Genomic DNA, 25,392 nt, shown 5'->3' with positions numbered 1-25,392 from the left:
TATCTTCCTTTTTGTTTATTTTGCTACCAAATAGTATGTTTTCCAGTATTTTGTATTGCCTTGATAAAGGATCTCTTCCTTATTTGATTTGCCCACGACAACTTCATTTTGTTTCACTTCATTATCGCTACAGCTATTGATCATCAATCCTCCCACAGCAGCTATGGCACCTACTTTTGTGGTATTTTTGAGGAATTCACGACGAGAGTTTTTTTTCATTGTGCCTCCTTAAATATTTTTGGGATAATCCCATAAAAATGCCATCTAGCATCTTTATGCGATTATCACATCAGTATTTTTTTCTCTAACTCTAAAAATTCTATCAATATATTATTGATGTGCCCATATAATAAACAATCCTTTCGTTTTGAAATGCCCTCTGTGATAGGGGTTATCATAGGGTTGATACATTGATTGAAAAGTTCTTTACTCTTCATATTTTGATTTTGTAAAAAATATTCCATTGTGAGCAAAAGCACACCAAAATTTTCTTCAGTTTCTTTGATATGCTCATAATCCAAATAAAAATTTGATGATTTAAAAATATCTTTTGTCATCGATAAGCTTTTTCCTCCAATACAGCCTTCTAGATAATATGATAAATACAGATAAATAGGAGATCCTGATGGTATATTATTTGGCGTGAAGGGAAGTGAAAATAATACGGTGAATTCCTCTTTGAAGGCTCCAATTCCATTTTTGTGTAGTTCTTTTTCAAGAATATCAAAATCCTCAACATTAATGTCACTAAAGGCAAAATTTTTAAGAATATTGATTTGTTTTTTTAAAACATCAGATCGATTTTTTAAAAGCTCAAATAAGAACAAACCAGCAAAAAAATCATAATATAATACTCTAGCTTGAATGATTTCCTCTCCAATATTTTTTTTGTGCTCTATCATATGAAAGCCTCAATATTTTTTTCAAACATCACCTTTACTTTACAATCAGGACAGCACTCTAAAGATCTGATTTTGGCGGTATCGTCTTTGAAAATGGGCAACATAATGGATTTGATTTTTTCTATCGATTTGGTTGTGGCAAAGGGTTTAGAGCATTCTATGCATTCAAACATTTTATCTTGTGCCATCGTTTTATTTTCAAACCAACTTGGACTTAGTGAAATGCCATAAAGGTCTAAAGATATTGCATTTTCAGGGCAAGAATCAACACAGTATCCACAAGTAGTGCAACTAGATGGGTTAAATTGCAAGGAAAAATTTGAAGCATTGCTACTCAAACTTTTAACATTACAAGCACCAACACAGCTCATACATAAAGTGCAAGTATTTTGATTGATTATAATTTCTCCATAATGGCTCGTTTGAGTATTTTTAACTATTCCATAATCATTATTTTTAATTAAAAACATTAAGCGTTGTGCGAAGATATCTCTTAAAGCTTCTCTTTGATTTTGTGCATAGGTGTAGGATAAATTTTTATTGGGCTTAAGGGTATCACACAGATCACTCAGTGCTTTTATTTCTTCTGTAATATGAATGGGTTTTATGTTATGGATACAATCATAGATATTATTAACTAGCTTGATGCTTTCAAGTAGATTTTCAGAAGGATTTTTTGTAAAAATAATTATTTCTGAACCGCTTTCTTGAATGAGAGTCATCAGATACATTTCATTCAAAAGATTTACCTGAGGAAGTAACAATGGAATACAGCTATAAAAATCAAACTCCTCAAGAGTTTCAAAAGTATCAAAGTCCATTACAACGGGAGTTTTATTTTTATAAAGTTTAGCTATTTCTACTATAGCTTCTTTATCATAGCCATCTCTTTGGAGTGAGCCACTTGGGCAAACATTCACGCAATTTCCACAACCAATGCAGTCGATTTTAGAAAAAATAAGCTCCATCAATGAGTCATCTTTTCCCACTCCAAAAGTCGGACATACATCTGCACATCTATGACAGTATCCTTCTTGATTTTTGTTTGGTCTTCTATGGAAGTACTGACAATGATCAGGATCATAATTGATTTTTCTCTGATAAACGTATTCTCCAATGCGAGAATCTAGCGTCTTTAATAACTCAAAACCATCATCATAATCGCTTACTGTTTCTATTCCCATAAATCGAGTCAGATAGTCATCTTCATAAAAAATAACTGCTTGGGAGAATTCAACTTTAAGGGTTTCTTCCTTTGAATTTTTATCCGAATTAGAAATTTTTATTTTGGCTTCAAATCCTCCCAAACCACCTGAAATAGAGATAATATCTTTTGCATTTAAGAGGGCGACTTGATAGGAAGTTTTTGGATATGATTGGACAAGTTTGAGAAAATCTCTAGCCTCTTCCCCTTCTCCAATCAGAAGCAACGTGGGGGAGACCTGCACGGAGTAATAATTCAAGAAATCTGAATAATCTTTTGAAATTTCAATACTATGAGAAATGATAGATCTTGCTTCCTTGGTAAGGTTATGTGACCTAAATTCAGTTGAGAGTGTTTTTGTGACAGAAATTTTTTGCACATTCCTACTCATCGTTCTTCCTAAAATTATTGTTGTTTGATAGTGGGATTTTAGTTTAAAAGCTTAAAAAGTAGGCTTAATAAGTGTGTATTTTTTGAGATTTTTAATAGAAATAGGTAATTTAGTAATAAAATTTTTCTCAAGCTTTCCTTAAGTGCGTAATGTTCGCATTGCATTGGCCAATGCAATAAGTGCAACTCCAACATCTCCAAAAACTGCTTCCCATAAGGTCGCAACCCCCAATAATCCTAACACAATAAATACTCCTTTGACAAGGAGAGCAAAGATAATATTTTGCCAAATAATCACCTTTGTTTTTTTTGCGATCTTAAAGGCTTTGGAGATTGAGAGAATGGAATTATTTGTAATGATAATATCAGCGCTTTCTTTACTCAGATCGCTCGCTCCTCCCATACTTATCCCAACATCTGCACTCGCTAGAGTTGGAGCATCATTGATTCCATCCCCGATAAAGGCACTTTTAGCATTTATATTGCTTTTGAGTTCCTCAAAGATTTCTAATTTTTCCTCAGGTAAAAGATTTGCAAAATATTTGCATTCCAAAATATCTGCCACTTGTTGTGTGGCATATGTATTATCCCCACTTAAAATAGTAATGTTTTCTATGCCTAAGGATCTGAGTTCTTTGATTCCATCTTTTGTATCAGTTTTGAGTTCATCAGATATTATGATATAACCGATATACTCTCCATTTTTTGCGATGTGTGCAACTGTACCCTTTATGTTGCAATTATCGTGAGGGATATTATATTTGTGTAGAATCTTATCATTCCCTGCGAGTATGAGATTTGAATCACAAACCACCCGTACGCCATACCCACTAATCTCTTCAAACTCATCAATTTGATGCTCATGGTTTTTATCACTATAAGCTTGTTTGATAGAGATTGCTATTGGATGATTGGAAAGGTTTTGAGCACAACAAGCGTATTTGAGGACATCGTTTTTGCTATAACCATTGTAGGCAATTACTTCAGTTACCTTAAAAACACCTTTTGTGAGTGTGCCAGTTTTATCAAAAGCAATATTTTTTACAAGACTTAAGGTTTCAAGATCATTCGCTCCTTTGATAAGAATACCATTTTTACTTGCAGCCCCGATCCCTCCAAAATATCCTAGTGGGATTGAAATCACAAGTGCACAAGGACAACTCACCATTAGGGCTACTAATCCTCTATATATCCAATCCTCAAAACTTCCCCATCCCATCATTGGAGGTACTAATGCCACACAAAGAGCGATAAAAAACACAATAGGCGTATAATATTTAGCAAATACAGTGATGAATTTTTCAGTTTTTGATTTGTTGTTTGTTGCATTTTGGACTAAGTCAATGATTTTGGCAACAGAAGAGTCTTCATAAAGTTTATCAACTTGCACCTCTAAAGCACCTTCTAGATTGATGCTCCCTCCAAGTACTTTTTTCCCAATTTTTACGCTAATAGGGATAGATTCACCTGTGAGTGCTCTTTGATCAATGCTACTCTCACCTTTCATAATGGTGCCATCAGTGGGGATTTTTTCACCTGGTTTTATGATCATAATATCACCCATACATAGTTCTTGAGGAGTGGTCTTAATGATTTGATTATTTTTTTTAATATAGGCTATATTGGGCGTGAGATCAAAAAGTGACTTGATAGAAGATTTGGATTTAGATACGGCTAATTCTTGCAGAAATTCTCCAGTTGCAAAAAATAGCATTACAGAGACAGCTTCTTCATATGCTCCTATAAAAACTGCAGCGATGGTAGCAGTGAGCATCAAGACATTTTCATCAAAAAATTGCTTCTTTTTAAAATTCTCATAAGCTCCTAAAAAAACATTTTTACCAGATATAAAATAAACCAATCCCAATAAAATATAACTGATGATTTTTGTGTATTGAGATTCAAAAAAATGCAATAACAATAAAGAAATAAAAAAGATTATAATCAGGCCAGCGATGATAAACCATCTAGGTTTTTTTTCTTGATTTTCAAAATCTTTGCTGATTTTAATTCTAGGATTTATACCTTTAATAATTTCTTGGAGTTTTTCAATATCAGCATTTGTAGCATAGAGAGTGTTGGTTGCAAAAGAGACTTTACATTCAGCGAAACCATCAATTTGACAAAGGGCTTCTTGTAGTTTATTGGCACAGTCGGCACATTCTAAGTTTTGGATATTATACTTCTGCATCTTTTGACTCTTTTATGATGATAGTGGTTATTATAATACTATACTATAAAAATAAGCTTAGATTTTGCGATAGTTTAAAGCTTCCAACAAATGTGATTTTTTAATGCATTCACTTTCTTGTAGATCAGCAATTGTGCGTGAAATTTTTTTGATTTTGTTGATGGAGCGTTCTGAGAGGGAAAATCTACTAGTAGCTTGAAGTAATAATTTTTGGGTATCTTCATCTAGGATGCAAAACTGATCAATTTCTTTTTCGGTTAATTTTCCATTCAGGTGGGTTTGACCCCTTAAGATTTGCATTCTAAAGGCCTTGAAAACCTCTTCTTGCATTTGTTTTGAACTTATATCTGATTTTGAATCTTCTTTGGTTTCGTTCATTTGCACAAAAAGATCGATTCTATCCATAAAAGGCTCACTAAGTTTATTTTTGTAAGTCGCTATTTCTTTATCTTGACAACGGCAAGTTTTACTCACACTCAGAAGATTCCCACAAGGACAAGGATTTTGTGCTCCAACAAATAAAAAAGAAGTATCGTATTCTATTTTACTCTGAACTCTTGAGACTACTAATTGATTATTTTCTAATGGTTCGCGCAAAGATTCCAAAATATCTTTTTTAAAAAGTGGCAATTCATCAAAAAACAAAATACCATTATGTGCTAGGGCGATCTCACCAGGTTTAGCCTCATTTTGCGAAACAGAGCCTAAAATACTTGCTTTTGAGGCACTTTGATGAGGATTTCTAAAGCTTCTTAATGGCGTATAAAATGCATTATGGCTTCCAAGTGTTTGGATCTTTACAGTTTCTATCATTTCTTTTAAACTTAAAGGTGGCAAGATGTATTTAAGCCGTTTGGCAATCATAGTTTTTCCACAACCTGGGCTTCCTTCAAGAATGAGATTATGAAATCCACTTGCAGCGATTAGAGCGGCACGTTTGGCAATACTTTGACCTTTGACCTCAGAAAAATCAAGTTCAAAACTATTATGATAATAATAGGTTTCATCGTTAATCTTAAAACAGGGAAATCCGAGTTCTTTGGCACAGTTTTCAGGGACAGGAGATTCTTGTTTAATGAATTCTAAAGCTTCATTGATGTGATCAGCATAAAAAAAATTTAGATTTGGAATCAGACTAAAGAGTTCTTTTCCTCCTTTGGGAACAATAATATTTGCTTGGGGGCAAAGTAGTGCTACATCTAATAATAATGGATATATTTTATCATTGTGGCGTATTTTGCCATCAAGACCAAGTTCTCCAAACGCAAACCATTTTTGAGGAATAAAATTTTCTTTTTGTAGTGCGATTAAAAGGGCGATAGGCAAGTCGAAATGACTTCCGCTTTTTGGAAGATCTGATGGAGATAGATTGACTACGATCTTTAGTGGAGGAAAAGTGAAATTATTATTTTGGAGTGCGGAATGTACCCTTTGCTTGGCTTCTTGTATGGAGTTATTTGCAAGTCCTGAGATAATAAATGCGGGTAGGGCACGGGCGAAGGTGACTTCTACTTCAACGATTTTTGCAGAGGTTCCCGATCTGGTTGCACAAAATATCTTATTCACCATTGTTTAAAACATCTCCTAAGTTTTAAATATTTTGTTTTTGATTTCTTTTGAGTTCTTTTTCAAATTTTTTACGTTTTAAGATCGGAAGTTTATCTACAAATAAAATACCATTGAGATGATCAATTTCGTGCTGGATTGCAATGGCTAGAAGTCCATTTGCCTGAAGGATTTTTTTCTCACCAAAGCGATCGCAATAAGCAATTGTGACCTGTTCAAATCGATCAACTTCTTCGTAAAACTCAGGTACAGACAAACAGCCTTCATTCCATTTGATGTTGCCTTCTTTTTTCAAAAAAACGGGATTGATGATTTCTAGCAAATTTTCTCTATGTTGTTCATTGTCTTCTTCTGAAGGGACATTTACAAGCACAATACGTTGATCAATACCTACCTGAATAGCAGCAATCCCGACACCTTGTCTCTCTGACATTGTCTCATACATGTCATCTAAAAGCTTATGAAGAGCCTCATCAAAAGCTTGGACATCTTTTGAGATTTTTCTAAGTGCCTTGTTAGGATATTTTAAAATCTCTAAGATAGCCATTATGATTGATCTTGTGCATAAATATTGAGTTCTAAACCTTCTTTAAGTGCTACCTGTAAGGCAGAAAGTGCTGCTTCCAAAGAATCTTCGGCGGTTCTTTCGGGAATTATTTTTGCGATACCTACAGAAACATTGAGCGAAATATCTCGTTCTCCCAAGAAGATATTGGTTGTTTTGACAGAATGAACAAATCTCTCTGCGGCTTTTGTTGCACTGGGTATATCAGAATACTTGAGTCCAATTCCAAACACGCCATCGCCTATATATCCTATGATATCACTTCTCCTAGAAGTTTTTAGTAAAAGCTTGGCAATGTTCTTGAGTAAAACCATCAAAGTTGATTTGTCCTGAATGCTATCTTGAATATCTTTAGTTAATTGCATAGTGAGAATACTTGATGAATGTGTGAATTCTTCCATCAGTTTATTTTCTTTTTCAAGCAAAGTCATAAAATAACGCTTATTGTAGATTCCAAAGCGAGAATCATAAATAGTATTTTTATTGATATCAGAGATGACTTGAGCGGTTTTTTGATAGAGTTCTTTGATTTGATTGAGCTGAGCTGAAGTTACATCATTGACTTTGTCAATATCTTTTAAAAATACAGAAATTGCATTTGATAATACGATCTTGTTATCGATTTTTTCCATACTTTTCATGTGCTTTTCTGTAACTGATTGCACGAGTTGAAGATTTTTGTAAAGTACGGCTATAAAATCTAAGATTTGCTTGATATTCTTAAATCCCTCTTTAACACTTTTTTCAAAAGCCACAGCTCTGTCTTCTCCCATAGATTGGAGATCCATAACACTCTGAATCTTTTGTTTAAATGAAGTTTCTTCTTGTTCAAGAAGTCTTTCAAAATAAAGCTGATAGTTTGCAGGAAATGCAGGAAGACCTTCTTCTTCAAGTTTTTTTACTGTATTTTGTGCAACCGTGCTGATTTTGCCTGCAACCTGATCTTCTAAAATGAATTCATCATTCTTGTCAGGATTAGGGATTTCTGGATCTAATTTCCCAAAAAATATATTACTACCAAAATCAGATATTTCTTCTTCTTTGTTTCCCATCTTAGTGCCTTTTTGCTACTTTAAACTTCTTTCGAGTATTTTATCAATGATACCATAATCTTTAGCTTCTTTTGCACTCATAAAAAAATCTCTTTCTGTATCTTGAGATATTTTTTTGAGTGTTTGAGAGGTATTTTTTGCCATAATGGCATTTAAAATACTCTTAAGACGGAGTATTTCTTTAGCTTGGATTTCAATATCAGTGGCTTGTCCTTGAGCACCTCCAAGTGGTTGATGGATCATGATTCTAGAGTTTGGAAGAGAGTATCTCTTTCCTTTGGTTCCACAGCTAAGCAAAAATGCTCCAGCTGAAGCAGCCTGTCCGATACAAATAGTGCAGATATCAGGACGGATATAATTCATTGTGTCATAAATACTAAAAGCACTAGTGATAACCCCCCCAGGAGAGTTGATATAAAGATTGATATCTTTTTCGGGATCTTCAGCTTCCAAAAATAATAACTGTGCAACGATAGAAGAAGCAACAGAGTCGTTAATCTCACCACTTAAAAGGATAATGCGATCTTTAAGCAACCTAGAATAAATATCATAACTTCGCTCACCTCTTCCTGTCTTTTCTATGACATAGGGAATGTAATTCATTATTTTGCCTCAGTTTTTGATTTTTTAGTGGGTTTTTCTTCTTTTGATTTCAGGGATTTTGGCTCTTTGGCAAGTTTTTTATCCAATAAATACGCTAGGATTTTATCTTCTATCATCGCCATTTTAAGAGCGGGGAAGAGATTATTTTTTTTGTAATAATCAATCATATCTTTTGGATTTTGACCACTCATCATTGATTCATAATACACAGTTTGAAGGACTTCATTATCCTCTACAGATATGTTTTCTTGCTTGGATAAAAAATCTACGATGAAAGTTATTTTCACACTTTTTTGTGCTTCCTCTTTGAAACTATTGCGTTTTTCTTGAGCTTTTTTTGGATCAGATTGAAGTTCTTTTAGTTCTTTGGGATCAAGCGTATTTAAAGAATTTCTAAAAAGCAAGTCCATCTCTTGTTCTACAATGAGATCAGGAAGATCAAAATCAATTTTTTGGTTGAAATTCTCAATCAGTTTTTCTTTTAATTCTTCGTTGTAGAGTTTTGTTTTGGCTTCAAGTTCAAGTTGTTCTTTTATTTTTTCCTTTAATGTAGCCAAAGAGGGAGTTTTTTCTTCAGGTAGGAGAGATTTTGCTAGTTCATCATCAACCTTTGGTTCATCTTTGATTTGAATTTTATTCAATTTGACTTTAAAAACAGCATCCTTACCAGCAAGATCTGAGGCTTGATAGTTTTCTGGAAAATTCACATTGATGTCTTTGCTTTCTCCTATTTTTAGTCCAATAAGAGCATCTTCAAACCCTGGTATAAACTGACCACTTCCGATAGTTAGATCAAAACCTTCAGCCTTCCCACCTTCAAATGATTTGTCATTTATGAAGCCTTCAAAGTCTATATTCGCAACATCTCCTTTGGCGAGTTTTTTATCTTTTTTTGCTTCAATCAAAGGAGCCTTATTTTTAGCAATATCATTGAGTCTATTTTCAATTTCTTTATCTGTGATTTGCTTGAGCTTTACATCTGGAACATAAGCATTCACATCTTCAAGTTTAAAGCTTGGTTTTAGGCTGATTTTAATTGTGGTTAAAATGAAGTCGTCTTTTTTGTCAAATTGTGTGATGATGGGATCTCCAATCACATCTTTGGGTTCAATTTGGAGTTCTTTTAATCCAAGTTGTAACATTTCTTCAACCGCTTCTTTTTGTGCGTCCTGTTCAATATTCTCTTTATATCTAGATTTTACGACATTTAGAGGAACTTTCCCTTTTCTAAAACCATCCATTTTTACGGTTTTGCTTATCTTGGTAGCTATCTTATTTAGTTTATTTTCGAGATCTTTAAGGAGGATTTCCCCACTCACGGATGCATTTGCACTATTGATTCTTTTTGTCTGTAAATTCATAGAATTCCTTAGCAATATTAAAGTATAATTTCGTATTCTAACAAAAAAATCTTTAATAAAAGCAAAATTACAAGGTTACCTAATGTCGCTTAAAGAGCTTAAGGTCAAACTCCAACAAAATATCAATCTTTCGCCTCAATATGGAACAATAAGAAAAATCTCTTCAAATATTGTATATGCAGATGGTATCACTCCTTCAGTTGGAGATATTGTCAGAATAAGACGGGCAGATGATTTTGAATCTTTAGGGATGGTCACAGTAAGCGAAGATGATAAGTTTGCTTTCAGTCCATTTTCTTTTATAGAAGGCTACAAAACTGGAGATAAGGTTTTGCTAGAAACAAGTGGTTTGATGTTTCCCGTGGGTGAGGGAGTTTTAGGTAGAGTGCTTGATCCTTTGGGTAACCCTATGGATGAGAAAGGGGCTTTAGAAAATATATCCTTTGCCCCTACCATCACACCTCCGATTAAAGCAATGAGAAGGGGAATTATCGATGAGGTTTTTAGTGTTGGCGTGAAGAGCATCGATGGGCTTCTTACTTGTGGCAAGGGTCAAAAGATGGGTATTTTTGCTGGGAGTGGAGTGGGTAAATCGACATTAATGGGAATGATTGTGAAGGGGTGTTCAGCACCCATAAAGGTGATTGCACTTATTGGGGAACGTGGCAGAGAGGTTCCTGAATTTATTCAGAAAAATCTCAATGGAGATTTGAGTGATACTGTTTTGATTGTAGCTACAAGCGATGATTCTGCATTGATGAGAAAATATGGAGCGTTTTCAGCTATGGCGGTGGCAGAGTATTTTAAAAATCAAGGTAAAGATGTTCTATTTATGATGGATTCTGTGACACGTTTTGCAATGGCACAAAGAGAAATTGGTCTAGCGCTTGGAGAGCCACCAACAAGTAAAGGTTATCCACCATCAGTATTATCTTTGTTGCCCCAACTAATGGAAAGGGCTGGGAAAGAGGATGGAAAGGGTTCAATCACAGCTTTTTTTACTGTATTGGTTGAAGGCGACGATCTTTCAGATCCTATTGCTGATCAGACTCGTAGTATACTTGATGGGCATATTGTTCTTAATCGTGAGATGACTGATTATGGGATTTTCCCCCCTGTTGGGATATTAAACTCCGCTTCTAGGCTTAGCAATGAAATCATCACTCCTGAGCACAAAGAAGCTGCAAGAAAGTTCCGAAGACTTTATGCATTACTCAAAGAAAATGAAATATTAATAAGGATTGGCTCATATCAGAAAGGAAATGACAGTGAGCTTGATGAAGCAATTGAAAAAAAATCTGCTATGGAAGAATTTCTTAAGCAAGGCGAGGACGAAAAGTTTCCATATAAGGAGAGTGTGGAAAGATTAATAAATGTGATGTACAATTCCTTCTAATTTTAAAATTTAAACCTTTTATAAGTTTTTTATTGTACATTTCGCTTGACAAAACACCACTATTAACACTTTACAAATATTTTAGTTTTGTCAAATGAAAATTGTTTTAATTAGGAGAAGAAATGCAAAAACGAATATATCTAGACAACAACGCAACAACTATGGTTGATCCCAAAGTAAAAGAATTAATGCAACCATTTTTTTGTGATCATTACGGAAATCCAAATTCATTGCACAAATTTGGCACAGAAATTCACCCCGCTATAAGCGATGCTTTTAATAAGCTCTATGAGGGGATTAACGCACAAAATGAAGATGATATTATTATTACTTCTTGTGCTACTGAAAGCAATAATTGGGTTTTAAAGGGTGTGTATTTTGACAAGATCTACACTGGCCAAAAAGATCATATTATTACTACAGAGGTTGAACATCCTGCAGTTAGAGCAACTTGTAAATTTTTGGAAACTTTAGGAGTTAAGGTAACTTATCTTCCCATCAACAAAGAAGGCACTATTTCATCTCAACAAGTAAGAGAGGCCATCACATCAAAAACTGCACTAGTTAGCATTATGTGGGCAAACAATGAAACGGGTCTCATTTTCCCTATTGAAGAAATTGGGGCTATTTGTAAAGAAGCTGGAGTTTTGTTCCACACAGATGCAGTACAGGCAATTGGTAAGATTCCTATAGATGTTCTGAAGGCAAATATAGACTTTCTGTCTTTTTCTGCTCATAAATTTCATGGACCTAAAGGAATAGGGGGATTGTATATCAAAAAAGATGTTGAACTAACACCCCTATTGCACGGAGGAGAACATATGCGTGGACGGCGTAGTGGTACGCTTAATGTCCCTTATATCATAGGAATGGGCGAAGCGATGAAACTGGCTGTGCAAGGATTGGATTATGAATACAGGGTTGTAGCAAAATTACGCGATAAGCTAGAAGATGCATTGATCAAGATTGATGATGTATTTATTATTGGGGATAGATCTCACAGAGTTCCAAACACTACTCTTATAAGCGTTAGAGGGATTGAAGGAGAAGCGATGCTTTGGGATTTAAACAAAGCAGGTATAGCTGCCTCAACAGGAAGTGCTTGTGCAAGTGAAGATCTTGAGGCCAATCCTGTGATGGTAGCTATAGGGGCAGATAAAGAACTTGCACATACCGCAATAAGGCTTTCTTTGAGTCGCTTTAATACTGAGGAAGAGATTGATTACACTATTGAGGTGTTTAAGAAAGCGATTGAACGTTTGAGAAAAATTTCTAGTTCTTATAGATGATAATCGAACAACAAAATAGATACAAATTAAGGAAGAAAAATGGCAAAAAATGATTTGATAGGAGGCGCCCTTTGGGATGCATATTCAAAAAATGTTAGCGATAGGATGGATAACCCTACACATTTAGGGGTTCTTACAGAAGATGATGCTAAAACCAAAGAAGCTAAGCTTGTAGTCGCTGATTATGGAGCTGAGGCTTGTGGAGATGCAGTTAGGCTTTATTGGCTTGTGGATAAAAATGATGTTATTGTTGATGCTAGATTCAAGAGTTTTGGTTGCGGAACTGCTATTGCTAGTTCTGATATGATGGTTGAGCTTTGTCTTGGAAAAACCGTACAAGAAGCTGTAAAAATCACAAATATTGATGTTGAAAGAGCACTTAGGGACGATCCTGATACTCCTGCTGTGCCTGGTCAAAAGATGCACTGTTCGGTGATGGCATATGATGTTATCAAGAAAGCTGCAGGGATTTATTTGGGTAAAAATGCAGAAGACTTTGAAGATGAAATTATTGTTTGTGAGTGTGCTAGAGTGAGTCTTAGCACCATCAGGGAGGTAATTCAAATTAATGATCTTAAGAGCGTTGAAGAGATCACTAATTATACAAAGGCAGGAGCTTTTTGCAAGAGTTGTATCAAGCCTGGTGGCCATGAAGAGAGAAAATATTATCTCGTAGATATTTTAGAGGGCGTCAGGGCTGAGATGGAGGCTGAAAAACTTAAAGAAAGTCTGCAGAAGTCTGCAAATGGACAATTATCTTTCAAGGATATGACAACTGTGCAAAAAGTGAGGGCGGTAGAAAAAACAATTGATGATACCGTTCGGCCTATGTTGATGATGGATGGAGGCGACATGGAGATCATTGATATCAAAGACACTAGTGATGGATATATTGATATTTACATTCGTTATATGGGCAATTGTAATGGTTGCAGTAGTGCTACTACAGGAACTCTTTTTGCTATAGAGGATGTCTTGCAACAAAATCTTGATAAAAATATCCGTGTGATGCCTATTTAATTTTTTCTAAAAAACACTCTTTGGTTAAAGAGTGTTTTTATATCAAATATAATTAATCTCCTCTTTATATGAAGAATTTTTGTATATCATTTGCTTTATAAGTTTTTAAGAGATTGATCTTGTTTTGTTTCATTTATATGATTGGCAAGTTTTAGCCAAATTTCAAATATCGCACCAGACTTGTCATTGTATGCGATCAATTTTCCATTCACATTTTTCTCTATAATAATCTTACTCATATATAGACCAATTCCTGTGCCATTCATTCCCTGTTTGGTCGATATATAGGGTTCAAAGATTTTTTCAATCGGGGATAGTTTGATTCCTCCTCCATTGTCTTTGATAGATATTTTTATTTTATCTTCTATGGCCTCAATCTGAAGGGTTATTTTGGGCTTCTTCACTCCTTTTTCTAGTAATACATCTTTTGCATTTCCTAAGATATTCAAAAGAGCTTGAGAGAATTCTTGAGGGTAACCATCGGTAAAAATTTCTCGCTCAGCTATTATTTCTAGTTGTATAAAGTGGTTTTTGAGTGCAGAATCAATCAGTGCTAATGTGTTATGACACATTTGATTCACACTATAGACACTCCTTTGTTTATCGGCACTAAAAAAATTTCTAAAATCATCAATCGTGTTACTCATATGCAAAATAAGATTTTCTCCTTCAGAAATTTTTTGGACAAGTTTTTTTTCATCAAGTTTGCCCATTTCTTGATATAAGCCTATATTTGCAAGGATGGATCCAAGTTCAGATAGAGGTTGTCTCCATTGATGGGCTATGTTTCCAATCATTTCGCCCATAGAGGCCATTTTGCTTTGATGCAATAAAATTCCCTCTTTAAGCCTTACTTCTTCTTCTTTGTGCATTCTGCGTCTTATTTCTTCAGAGACTCTAGTTTCTAGGTTTGCATTGAAATTTTTAAGTTCTTCTTGTTTGAGTTTGAGCTCTCGATTGGATTTTTCTAAACGATCAAAGAGAACATCAAAACCATAATTGAGAATAAAAAAAAGCAATATAAAAGTAATAACCGCAAAAAATATAGTTTGATAAAAAGTGTACTTGATCTTGTTGTAAGAAGAACTAATATCTTGATAAAGAACAAACTTCCCGATATTTTTACCATCATATGAGCGTAGATCAAATGAATGGGAGATAAAGAGATGATTATCAAAAATATATTTTTTATTTTCTTCTAAAGGAGCAGTTTTTAGAAATCTTTGTTGGGATGGAGTGAATTTTTCATTTGATTGTAAAATATAATTTTTATTTATTATTTTGCTATTTTGAGGAATTTTTTCTTTTAATATGAATGTAAATCCTTTTCCATATCCATATTCAGAAATTTTTTTAGAAAAAAATTCTATCGAAAATACAAATTCCAATACTCCTAAAAATTCACTTTCATAAATAGGAACCAAAACATTATAGGTGACACAATTATCATTGATAAAAAAACCATATTTTGGTTTTTTGTCTTTGAAATCTAGAAATTTGATTTTTTTATTTCTTAAGTTTGAATCCCCCATTTTAACAAGTCTATTTAGTTTACTATCATAAAAAATCATATCTTTAAGATAAGGATTTTCATTTTTTAACACCTCAAATCTATTCAAAGATAAAGATTTCAATAAAGCAACATTTTTTGTTTTCAAGGCATTTGTAATACCATAAGAATCTATGTTTCCAAATGCTCGATTGATAAAAAAAGAAGTGATGTCTCTAAGGGAAATATTAAAAATATTTTGGATCTGTTTTTTATAAATACGTTGATTTTTTTGATCTTCTGTCTGAATGTCTTGATAGCGAAAATAAAAAAAGATGCCAAGAATAAATACAAAAAGCCCTAATACCAAGACCATCGTTTTGGTTTTTGTTGAGATAGAAGAATCAGTGGAAAATATAGCCATTGCCAAATACATTTTGGATTTTAAGGCCAGGTGCTTTTTTGCGTAGAGTTTTAATAGTTGATTTTAAGGCTTCTTTGCTCACATCTTTATCATAGACTTCATTAAGAATATCATTAAATTCAAAAACTCTTTCACGATTGATGAGAAAAAACTCTAAAAGTTGGTATTCTTTTTTGCTCAGATAAACTTTTTTATCTTCAATCACAAAAGCTTTATTGAGTGTGTCATAGGCCACTCCTTTTCCTGCATTCACCACAAGCCCACCCAATATACAAGTTATCCAATCAGAGCAAGATATCAGTGCATCTTGCAAAGAGGATTTGGAAAATGGCTTAGAAAGATAACGCGTGATATTTAACTCTACTGCACGTTTGAGATATTCTTGCTCATTATGAGCTGTGAGAACTATAACAGGGATTTTTTTATTGGTTTCTCTGATGGTTTTAATAAGGGTTAGGCCATCCATTTTTGGCATACAGACATCCACCATCAGAACATCAATATGATGTTGATAGAAAAGATCGAGTGCTTCTTCTCCATCACTTGCTAAAAAAACTTCTTCAAAATACAGATTTAATATTTCTCCAATATTCTCACGAAGACCTTTTTCATCTTCGACATACAAGATACTTTTGGTTTTAAAAATCTGTATCTCAAATCCCATCAAAGAACCTTTTGCACTTTTACAGGTAGGGCATTTCTAGCACAAGATCCGATCACGAAATCGCTCAATGTTCCTCCTCTGTCTTTATCGACTAATCCTATCAAATTAATATTAACTCCAGTTTTGATAGCAGGGTTTGCTTTTATCATTTTTTCTCCGATGATAATATCAACACCTCCCTCACCTCTTCTGCTTCCGCCATGTTCAATACCAATGCTAAATGGCATAATCCCTTCTTTGATGCGACACATCCCCTCAGCTTCTCCACTAGGAGAGATGACACGAATGATATCTCCGTGTTTGATTCCATAATGCTGAGCGGTTTTTAAATTCATATCAAAATAGGTGCTATAACGTATGTCTCTAAGTGCATTACTAGCCCCACTAAGCGGTGATAATACATTAGATTTATAACCAAAGACTAAAAGAGGATACTCTTTGTTTTGATTATTATATAGTTCTTTGCCATTATTGAATCGTTGAGGATAGTATTTTGGCACACCACTTAGCTTTTCTCCTGTGATGGAATGTTTTGTTGTTGCTAAAATTTCATTATAAATCTGAATGGGTTTGCTATAGGATTTTTTTATCTGATTGTCACTATAAGATTCTTCTTTGGAAGCAAATTTTCCTCCACGACACATCACATAGGCAGTTTTTTTCCAATTTGCCCCGCAAACCCTCTTGAGTTCATCTTCATATTCATCTACTCCACTGATTGTCATTTCTTCTTGAGTTGCTTCAGGCGGATTTTCATCAAGCAATGCAAGATTCTCAAAAGAACGCAAATACAAATCAGCAGGTTTGTTCAGGTCATATTTTGAACCATCTTTTCCAACAAGAGCATTTTTCCCAAAACCTGGTAAATTCATTGCCTTAGCAAGTTCAATAACAAAACTATCCATCGTGATAGGTTCACCATTTTTGAAGGTTGCATTTTTGCTTTTAATGATAGGGAAACGCAGATGATTTGCTTTGGTTTGTGTGGCTGCCCAAGGCGATACAATCCCCCAAGTTTCATACATCACACTATCAGGTACTACATAATCTGCATATTTACTTGTATCATTGATAAATGGATCAATGGCTATATAAAGAGGGATAGCTTTCTTAGGATCTTTTAAAAGATCTTCAATGAAAGGCGATCCAGGTTGTTCATAAATAAGATTTGCTGCCCAAGTGATGAGCACATCAAGCTTGTAAGGATAACTCAAAGCACTATTGCTGATAACTTCATTTTCAAGAGCGTTGCTGAGGGGGTACCACATATATTTTGAAGGGTAAGGATTCTTTCCATTTGCTACCTTATTTTTGTACTCGGTAGTATTCTCATATTTCATCTTAGCTCTATCAATCCTCACTCCTTTTGCCTCTGGTTTATTAGGGATTGCAAAAAGATTGTATTTTATCCCATCAAAATCAGGGTATCTGCCTCCTCCAATACTCATACCTCCTTTGTGGTTAAGATTTCCAACCATCGCACCTAGCATCATAATGGCATAAGTAGTATAAAATCCATTTGTCTGCATTGTGCCACCGTGACAATCTACAGCGACTTCTCTTCCATAGCTTGTCCATTCCTTTGCTAGATTTTCTATATCTTTTACACTCACTCCACTAAGATTTGAATATTCCTCAATAGAATATAAAAATGCACTTTCTTTTAATAGTTTAAAAGCTGTTTTAACTCGTATTTTTTTGCCTTGAAAGCTTATTTGTCCATCAAAATCAATATTTGCTTCTAGGACATTTTTTGCATTTTTGAGTTTCCCATCTTTTTTATCTATAACGTAGTTTCCATTTTCATCAGATAGTATATGACCTGATTGCTTTCCATCTACTATTACTAGATGTGAAGCATTGGTATAGCTTACTTCTTTGAGAGTATTTTTAGATTCTTCGCTTGGGATAGATAGATAGGATTCATTGTATAAATTCTCTTGCATGATCACACGTAGCATCGCCATCACAAAAGCTAGATCCCCACCAGGTTTTATTGGTAACCATTTAGATCTATCTCCAGCAGAAATTGTATCGCTATTTGTAAGGATAGGTGTAATAGTCACATACTTACATTCGCCATCAGTTCTAGCTTTAGCTAGAAGTTTGGCCTGTCTTTTAAATGGATTTCCTGCTTGTGCTGGTGCTGTCCCAATGTTTAAGAGAAATTTTGTATTTTCAAAATCAGGTTTTAGATGCGGATAAGCCTTAAAATCTCCTAAATATGCAGCTTCTCCAGATCTCATTGAAAGCCCACAAGTTCCAGTATGTCCCATAAAATTAACTGTTCCAAAGCTTTTAGTGAATCTTTGCATCATTGCCTTTTGTCTGCCTTCATCAGTGGTCCCTACAACGCAAAGTTTGTTTGCCATTGATCCATACTCTGGATTATCTTTATCAATAGGAGTTTGCAAATTTCTAATATCTTTAAGACCTTTTACTTTGCCCTCCCCAAAAAGATCCCCACCTTCTATAATTTCTTTGATGAGATCTTCTATGGATATTTCTACCCATTTATTTTCGCCTCTTTTCCCAACTCTTTTGAGAGGTTTTGTGATTCTAAAATCGCTATTGATTTTGTCATATATGATGTTTCCTCTTGCACAAACAGTGGATCGATTATTGATTCCAGAATCTTGAAAACCAGATGTCCAAACAAAACTATCTTTTATGGGTGTTTTATAAGCAAGCCAAGGATCAGAAGATAAAAGACTATAAGGATTTCCAAAAGTTCGGAGTACTTGATTGGTTTTTTTATCAACTTTTACTCGAATACCACAAAATGTAGTACAGCCATTGCACACACTTGGAGCTAATTTGTATTCTGTGTTGAAAACTATGTTTCCATCAATTACTTGTGATTCTACATTTGCAGCAGATCCATACACGGGGTCTTTGGCACGTTCTCCTTTGTCCTTTAAAGACGCCACAGTGCGAAGCATTTCATTATACCCACCTATACCTGCAACGCCTGTAACGACAGCTGTCCCGATTAAAAAATTTCTTCTACTTTTTTTCATAATCTCCACCTTTTATTTGTAGTATTTATTCATTTCTTTATCCCAGGGGAATAGCGCCATTATGATACAGAGTAAAGCGATAAACACTCCCCAATTTGAAAGCACTGAAACAATTGAATCTTGACCAAAAAAACTTGGAGAATAATTCAAAAGACCTGGCGTTGTTCTCCCTATACTCTCTCCACCAATAACAGTATTCCATCTGAAATCCCATACTCCAATTGCACAGATAATAGCTCCAAAGATTGATAGAAATAAATTTTTGCGAAGCTTTGGAATAAAACCAATGAGCATAGGCACAAACAAACATAAAACATATTCAATTGAGATAATTTCAAACAAATTTGCTCCAAAGAATCTCATCAGAGAATATTTTTCTTCTCCATTAAAAGGTATCGCAAATGTGAGCCAAAAGAATCTAATCACTAAATCAATCACAATGAACCAAGATAAAAGATTCACCAACCTAGCCAACATTTCACGATCAACTTTTCCAAAGTCGGTGAAGAATCTCTGAAATAAGGGTAAAATAACTATTAAAAGTCCTGTTCCAGAGACCATTGCTGAGGCCAAAAACAATATTGGCATCAAAGGTGTATGCCAAAGAGCTATCCCGTGTGTTACTCCTAAAATATATCCTGTATATCCATGCACACTCAGTGCTAGAGGAATCCCAATTGCACCCAAAATAAAGCCTATTTTATGATCTTTTTCTTCTGCTGCTATCCCTGATTGCATTCGTCCTAAAGCAACTATTTTGTAAATCTTTTTTAAAAACACGCTATGGGTCTTTTCATAGGATTGAACGAAATATTCTCGATACAACACTAAAGCTTCAAATAAAATCAAAATAGGATAAGATATCAGTAATAAAACCCCCCACTTCATAGGAGAAGTTGGGAAGTTTTCCCATCCGTACATAAAAAAATTAAAGATTCTTCCTGGTTGCTTTAAATCATCAATAAGATTTAATGGTGCAGCAGCTAAAAGCACAAAGGCAACTAGTAAAGCAAATCCTGCGATGGGCTTGTATTGCTTCATACCAAAAACGTGTGCAAAACTTGAAATAATAAATGCCGCTGCCGAACTTCCTGTGAACCAAAAATAATTAGGGACATCAATCCCCCAAGGTCTCGCTGGTGTGATTGTATTGATTGTATTTAAAATCATATCATACATAATTTATTCTCCTTCCTTGTAAGCTGTACTCCATTCGTGCATTACAGACTTGTCCATTTTTTTCATCAAATCATCTAATACCGCTTCACTTACAGGCACATCAGATATTTGACTATTTAATCCTATATAAAAAACTCTAGGTTTAGTTCCTTGATCTTGCTTCATCACAGAAGTTGAAAAAGTGTTTAGAAGTTTTGAAACTTCAGAATTTGGATTATTGAGATCTCCAAAGACCCTAGCTCCGCCTACGCAAGTTTCTACACATGCTGGGAGTAGTCCTTTATCAACGCGATGAGCACAAAAGGTGCATTTATCGGCAACTTGTGTTTTTGTATTGAAAAACCTTTTATCATAAGGACAGGCATTGATACAATATCCACACCCCCAACAAACACTATCATCAACTAACACGATGCCATCTTCTCTTTTAAATGTTGCTCCTGTTGGGCAAACACTCACGCAAGCTGGGTTTTCACAATGGTTGCATAGTTGGGGTAAAAAAGCTTTTCTCACATTTGGAAAAGCACCCAATTCATATTCTGGAACATACGTTCGATATTGACTAGTGGGAACTTTATTTTCGCTTTTACAAGATGCTGTGCAAGCTTGACATCCCACGCACTTTCGTAAATCAATCACCATTCCAAAACGTTTGTTTTTCTGTCCTATGTATCTTGGATCTTTATTGTCTCTACCTGGATTTTTAAGAGTAAAAGCCTCCGCTTTTTTCACTCCTATTCCTGCAGCTACAATTCCCAAAGACAGTTTTGTTAGAAATCCTCGCCTTTTGTTGTTTGTATCCATTTATTTCTCCCTTTTTTATTCACACAAGAGATTTTATGAAAAACTTGGGGTGAAATAGGGGCAATTACAAGATAATAGGAATTGATTTTATTTTTTTATATTTGGAAAATCTAGGTATTTATGACTCTTGATATGATAAGAAATATTTTTATATTTAAAATCTAAACTTTGTGCGTGGAGCATTAAGCTAGGAGAACTAGTAGAGAATTTATTATTCAAATACTCTCTAGCTTTTTGTTCGCTAACACCATAAAGAGGTTCTCCTACAATTTTATGCCCGATTTCTGCAAGATGTATGCGAATTTGATGGGTTCTGCCTGTGATAGGGATTACTTTTAGTAAGGTCATATTTTTTTCTTCATTATAATTAAGAGGAAATATTTTTGTGAGAGCAGGTTTGCCATTGCTTGATATTTTGCATTTGATGCCTAAATCTTGATATTTAGTTATTTTATTAGGAACACAAATAGGAAGATTTATGATTTGAGGAGAGCTTATTTTTCCTTCTGTGATAGCGCTATAGGTTTTATAAATTTTTTTATTCTCAAAAAGACCCTTTAATTCTGCTTCAAATTTTTTATCTATACTTGCCATAATTAAACCGCTTGTTTCATAATCAAGCCTATGGATGGGATTAGCCTCTTTTCCAAAACGGGCTTTAATCTCATCACATAAGCTAAAATGTTCAAAATAACCTTTTGGATGTACTAAAAGATTGGGTGGTTTATCATAGATAACAAAATAAGGAGTGATAAAAATAGGTTCTAAATTTAAAGATGTGGGCTTAAAATAGGTCAGCGAAACATCCCCTATGATGCTCTGCGATTTATGAATAGGGAGATGGTTTTGCTTGAGTCTATTTTTATCAAGATGCTTTTGAGCTTGTTTTTGCGAACAACCCAAAACTTCCATAATAAATAAAAAAGCCTTCTTTGAGGTATCTAAATGAAAAGTTTTAGTCACGAAGGGCATTTTTGGATCGTTTTTAATATCATCACTGCTTCATTGCTAAAATTATCTTTTTGTAAATTGAAGCTAACATCCACATATTCGTTTGGTTCAAAAAATGTTTTGGCAAAAAAATTTATCGCTTTTTTTGTGCTTGTATCTGAGCTCAAATCAAGACTTTGATGTAAGGATTTGATGGATGTGCTTGAAGAAATTCTAAGATTTTCTGAGATAAAGATAGGGGTTGGGTTCCCTTGCCCATAAGGTTGAAACTCTTCTAGCATATCAAGAAGGGCTTCATCTATATCTTTGATGTCAATCATTCCTAATATCTCTGGATTTTCTTCTTCCGCACATTCAGGCATTTGGAATTCACTCATAGCTTGAAAGAATTTTTCAAGATTTTCTTCCTTCATTTTTAATCCCACTGCCTTGTTGTGTCCTCCAAATTCTAGGAAAAAATGACTATGGGTTTGCAAGGTTGCTATAAGATTGATATTCCCATAACTTCTAGCACTTCCTTTTAAAATGTCTCCTTTTTTACTCAATACAATCGCAGGTTTTTTGTGATTTTTTGCTAGGTTTGCTGCCACAATCCCCAATACCCCCTCGTGCCAATTTTCTCCATAAGAAATGATACAGTTATCACATATAAGAGAAGAGTTTTCGCTTTGAGTTAGGATTTCTTGTGCAATGACTTTTCTTTTTTTATTGAGTTGAATTAATTTATCAAATAATTCTTTAGCGTTATTTTGTCTTTGGCTAAGCAGAAATTCTGCTGCTATTTTTCCATCCCCCATTCTGCCTGCACTATTTATCAAAGGTGCGATATAAAAGGCAACATCTTCAGAGGTGATGAATTTTTTTTTGGTAAAGGTCTTTAGTAAGTTAGCATAAGGGGAGGGAGAGTTTTGGAATTTTTTTAATCCAACTTTCACAAGGAGTTTGTTTATCTTGATTAATGGCATCATATCGGCAATTGTTGCGATAGCAACCAAGTCAAGCAAATCTGCAACTGGAATATCTATTCCCATTTCTAACTTGATTGCATTGCATAGATACCACGCTATAGTTGCTCCACAAATTTCTTTTTGAGGAAAAGAACAGTTTTTTTGTTGCGGATTGATAATCGCATCTGCTTGAGGGAGATTTTCTTTAATGATATGATGATCTGTGATGATGAACGTGATACCCATTTTTAAACAATATTGACCACATTCAAAAGCACTCACTCCATTATCTACAGTGATGATAATATCAGCTAAATTTCTTTCAATGATGGATTGACTGATTCCATAGCCATCAGTAAAACGATTGGGAATGACGTAATCTACATTTTTATATTCAATCATATCAAAGAATTTCATCATTATAACGCTTGAAGTGATTCCATCTACATCGTAATCTCCCACGATGAGGATTTTTTTGTTTTCTTTCATACCTTTTGTAATAATTTTAGCAGCGTATTGAGAATCTTTTAATTCTTTAGGGTGAGGCAACTGTTTGATGGAGTTATAAGGATCATCTTTAAACCTATTCTCTAACAAATGCCGTATTTCTTTTTTGTCAAGCGGGGTAGTCATTTTCCTGCAAACTCCAAACTTTTTTTCACAAATTCTAGTATGATGGGGTTAGGACTTTGGAGTCTTGAGGTAAATTCTGGATGGAATTGCACCCCTACAAAGAAAGGATGTTTTTCAATCTCTATGGCTTCAATCAGCCCACTAGATGATTCTCCGCTCACTATCATTCCATTTGATTCTAATGAGATTCGATATTTTGGGTTGGCTTCATAGCGGTGACGATGCCTTTCTTTTATTAAAAGAGAGTTGTTGTATGCTTTAGCAAGTTGGGATCCTTTTTTGACTTTGCATTCATATTCTCCAAGTCTCATTGTGCCACCCATAGGAGATTGGTGAGTGCGAATTTGCTCATTTCCTTGTTGATCAATAAAATCTTCAATCAAATAAATCAAAGGGTTTGTTGTTTTTGTATCAAATTCAGTTGAATTTGCATCTTTGATATTTAAAACATTTCTAGCAAATTCAACGATACTCAATTGCATTCCAAGACAAATCCCTAAAAAAGGAATCTTGTTTTCTCTAGCATATTTGATGGCCTCCATTTTCCCATCTACTCCTCTTTCTCCGAACCCACCTGGAATAAGTATCCCATCTACATCTTCAAGTTCGAAAAGAGTTTTGCTATCTAAATTTTCGCTATCTATCCATTTGATATTCACGCGTGTATCTGTATTTGCTCCAGCGTGAGTGAGTGCTTCAGTAAGGGATTTATAAGATTCTTTTAAGCTCAAATATTTTCCCACAAAACCAATCATGATGGAATTTTTTGGGGAAATAATTTTTTTTACTAGCATATCCCATTCATCCATTTTTGGTTTGAGTTCCCCGAGTTTAAACCTTCTAGCGACAGGAGTAAGAATATCTTCTTTTAAAAAGTTGATAGGGCATTTGTAAATACTTTCAGCATCTTCTGCGACAATCACGCTATCATCATCCACATCACAACTTAAGGCTAATTTTTTCTTTAAATCCTTGCTGAGCGGTTTTTCACAACGAGCTAAAATAATCTGCGGAGAGATTCCAATGCGACGAAGCTCTTGTACAGAGTGTTGAGTCGGCTTGGTTTTGAGTTCTCCAATGGCTCTTATTAAGGGAATCAATGTCACATGAATACTGATGACAAAATCACTACCTAGTTCGTGTTTCATCTGTCTCATTGCTTCTAGATATGGCATACCTTCAATATCTCCGACTGTTCCTCCAAGTTCTACGACTAAAAAATCACTGCCTTTCCCAGCATTTTTGATTCTGTGTTTTATTTCATCAACAATATGAGGAACAATCTGAATGGTTTTACCCAAATATTTTCCTTGTCTTTCATTTTCTATGACAGAAAGATAAATTTGCCCTGTTGTGAAATTGTTTTGTTTAGAGAAGTTGGTATTGAGAAATCTTTCATAGTGTCCTATATCAAGATCTGTCTCAGCCCCATCAAAAGTTACAAACACCTCACCGTGCTCTAATGGACTCATTGTGCCTGGATCCACATTGATATAAGGATCAATCTTTACGATAGAAACATCATATCCAGAATGCTTGAGTAGTGTTGCAATCGAAGAAGATGAAATTCCTTTTCCAAGGGAGCTCAATACTCCTCCTGTCACAAAAATGTATTTAGTTTGTTTCATTTTTTTCATTTACTAGGCCTTAGAGTTTTTTTATTATATTAATAAATTAGGGGTTAAAAGCGATTTAATTTCGTATGGATTTATGCTTTTAGTGTAGAATTTTCTAAATCTTAA

General features: G+C 34.5%; 20 protein-coding genes. 3 read left to right on the top strand and 17 right to left on the bottom strand.

Going from position 1 to position 25,392, the window contains the following annotated elements; all coding sequences use genetic code 11:
• Positions 1-15: 15 nt before the first annotated feature.
• The 9 genes from BKH42_RS00330 to tig form a co-directional block, all read right to left on the bottom strand.
• On the bottom strand, positions 16-219 hold the full coding sequence (locus BKH42_RS00330; RefSeq protein ID WP_095293627.1) for a twin-arginine translocation signal domain-containing protein: 204 nt from the start codon (positions 217-219) through the stop codon (positions 16-18).
• Between the two features lie 65 nt (positions 220-284).
• Positions 285-902 carry a molecular chaperone TorD family protein gene (locus BKH42_RS00325; protein ID WP_095293625.1) on the bottom strand — a complete coding sequence of 206 codons (618 nt, stop codon included), beginning with the start codon at positions 900-902 and terminating at the stop codon, positions 285-287.
• Positions 899-2,497 (bottom strand): 4Fe-4S binding protein, encoded by a 1,599-nt coding sequence (locus BKH42_RS00320; RefSeq protein ID WP_095293623.1) that lies wholly within the window; start codon positions 2,495-2,497, stop codon positions 899-901. Before BKH42_RS00320 ends, BKH42_RS00325 begins: the two co-directional genes overlap by 4 nt.
• Positions 2,498-2,635: 138 nt before the next feature.
• A complete protein-coding gene (locus BKH42_RS00315; protein WP_095293621.1) occupies positions 2,636-4,687 on the bottom strand; it encodes a heavy metal translocating P-type ATPase in 2,052 nt (683 codons plus the stop codon).
• 57 nt (positions 4,688-4,744) lie between these two features.
• Positions 4,745-6,256, bottom strand: coding sequence for a YifB family Mg chelatase-like AAA ATPase (locus BKH42_RS00310; RefSeq protein WP_095293619.1), 1,512 nt, complete (start codon positions 6,254-6,256; stop codon positions 4,745-4,747).
• Between the two features lie 22 nt (positions 6,257-6,278).
• A complete protein-coding gene (gene def / locus BKH42_RS00305) occupies positions 6,279-6,800 on the bottom strand; it encodes a peptide deformylase (protein WP_095293616.1) in 522 nt (173 codons plus the stop codon).
• Positions 6,800-7,870, bottom strand: a complete 1,071-nt coding sequence (locus BKH42_RS00300) for a diguanylate cyclase (protein WP_095293614.1) — start codon at positions 7,868-7,870, stop codon at positions 6,800-6,802. Before BKH42_RS00300 ends, def begins: the two co-directional genes overlap by 1 nt.
• 15 nt (positions 7,871-7,885) lie before the next feature.
• Complete coding sequence (clpP, locus tag BKH42_RS00295; RefSeq protein WP_095293613.1) at positions 7,886-8,473, bottom strand: ATP-dependent Clp endopeptidase proteolytic subunit ClpP; 588 nt, start codon at positions 8,471-8,473, stop codon at positions 7,886-7,888.
• Positions 8,473-9,834 (bottom strand): trigger factor, encoded by a 1,362-nt coding sequence (gene tig, locus BKH42_RS00290; RefSeq protein WP_095293612.1) that lies wholly within the window; start codon positions 9,832-9,834, stop codon positions 8,473-8,475. The genes clpP and tig overlap by 1 nt, the downstream gene beginning before the upstream one ends.
• An 82-nt stretch (positions 9,835-9,916) precedes the next feature.
• Here tig and fliI point away from each other — a divergent pair, with 82 nt between their 5' ends.
• The 3 genes from fliI (at position 9,917) to BKH42_RS00275 (ending at position 13,539) form a co-directional block, all read left to right on the top strand.
• Entirely contained in the window at positions 9,917-11,230 is a 1,314-nt protein-coding gene (gene fliI, locus BKH42_RS00285; RefSeq protein ID WP_095293611.1) for a flagellar protein export ATPase FliI, read from the top strand.
• Positions 11,231-11,352: 122 nt separating this feature from the next.
• Positions 11,353-12,519, top strand: coding sequence for a NifS family cysteine desulfurase (locus BKH42_RS00280; RefSeq protein WP_095293610.1), 1,167 nt, complete (start codon positions 11,353-11,355; stop codon positions 12,517-12,519).
• Between the two features lie 39 nt (positions 12,520-12,558).
• A complete protein-coding gene (locus tag BKH42_RS00275) occupies positions 12,559-13,539 on the top strand; it encodes an iron-sulfur cluster assembly scaffold protein (protein ID WP_095293609.1) in 981 nt (326 codons plus the stop codon).
• A gap of 95 nt (positions 13,540-13,634) precedes the next feature.
• Here BKH42_RS00275 and BKH42_RS00270 read toward each other — a convergent pair whose 3' ends face one another.
• From BKH42_RS00270 to pyrG, 8 genes are all read right to left on the bottom strand, one after another.
• A complete protein-coding gene (locus BKH42_RS00270) occupies positions 13,635-15,452 on the bottom strand; it encodes a cache domain-containing protein (protein WP_180673851.1) in 1,818 nt (605 codons plus the stop codon).
• The gene (locus BKH42_RS00265; protein WP_095293607.1) at positions 15,433-16,116 is read right to left on the bottom strand and encodes a response regulator transcription factor; all 684 of its coding nucleotides are present in this window, start codon (positions 16,114-16,116) and stop codon (positions 15,433-15,435) included. The genes BKH42_RS00270 and BKH42_RS00265 overlap by 20 nt, the downstream gene beginning before the upstream one ends.
• Entirely contained in the window at positions 16,116-19,136 is a 3,021-nt protein-coding gene (locus BKH42_RS00260; protein ID WP_095293606.1) for a molybdopterin-dependent oxidoreductase, read from the bottom strand. The genes BKH42_RS00265 and BKH42_RS00260 overlap by 1 nt, the downstream gene beginning before the upstream one ends.
• A 12-nt stretch (positions 19,137-19,148) precedes the next feature.
• Entirely contained in the window at positions 19,149-20,315 is a 1,167-nt protein-coding gene (gene nrfD, locus BKH42_RS00255) for an NrfD/PsrC family molybdoenzyme membrane anchor subunit (RefSeq protein WP_095293605.1), read from the bottom strand.
• A gap of 3 nt (positions 20,316-20,318) precedes the next feature.
• Entirely contained in the window at positions 20,319-21,119 is an 801-nt protein-coding gene (gene dsrO / locus BKH42_RS00250) for a sulfate reduction electron transfer complex DsrMKJOP subunit DsrO (protein WP_095293604.1), read from the bottom strand.
• An 87-nt stretch (positions 21,120-21,206) separates the two neighbouring features.
• Positions 21,207-22,091, bottom strand: a complete 885-nt coding sequence (locus BKH42_RS00245; RefSeq protein ID WP_095293603.1) for an RluA family pseudouridine synthase — start codon at positions 22,089-22,091, stop codon at positions 21,207-21,209.
• The gene (recJ, locus tag BKH42_RS00240) at positions 22,079-23,650 is read right to left on the bottom strand and encodes a single-stranded-DNA-specific exonuclease RecJ (protein ID WP_095293602.1); all 1,572 of its coding nucleotides are present in this window, start codon (positions 23,648-23,650) and stop codon (positions 22,079-22,081) included. The genes BKH42_RS00245 and recJ overlap by 13 nt, the downstream gene beginning before the upstream one ends.
• Positions 23,647-25,287, bottom strand: coding sequence for a CTP synthase (glutamine hydrolyzing) (pyrG, locus tag BKH42_RS00235; protein ID WP_095293601.1), 1,641 nt, complete (start codon positions 25,285-25,287; stop codon positions 23,647-23,649). The genes recJ and pyrG overlap by 4 nt, the downstream gene beginning before the upstream one ends.
• Positions 25,288-25,392: the final 105 nt, after the last annotated feature.

The organism is Helicobacter sp. 13S00482-2 (assembly GCF_002272795.1).
In the GTDB taxonomy this organism is placed as follows: Bacteria; Campylobacterota; Campylobacteria; order Campylobacterales; family Helicobacteraceae; genus Helicobacter_J.
Note: the sequence above shows the minus strand (reverse complement) of the source record. Positions and strands in the feature narration are given on the sequence as shown.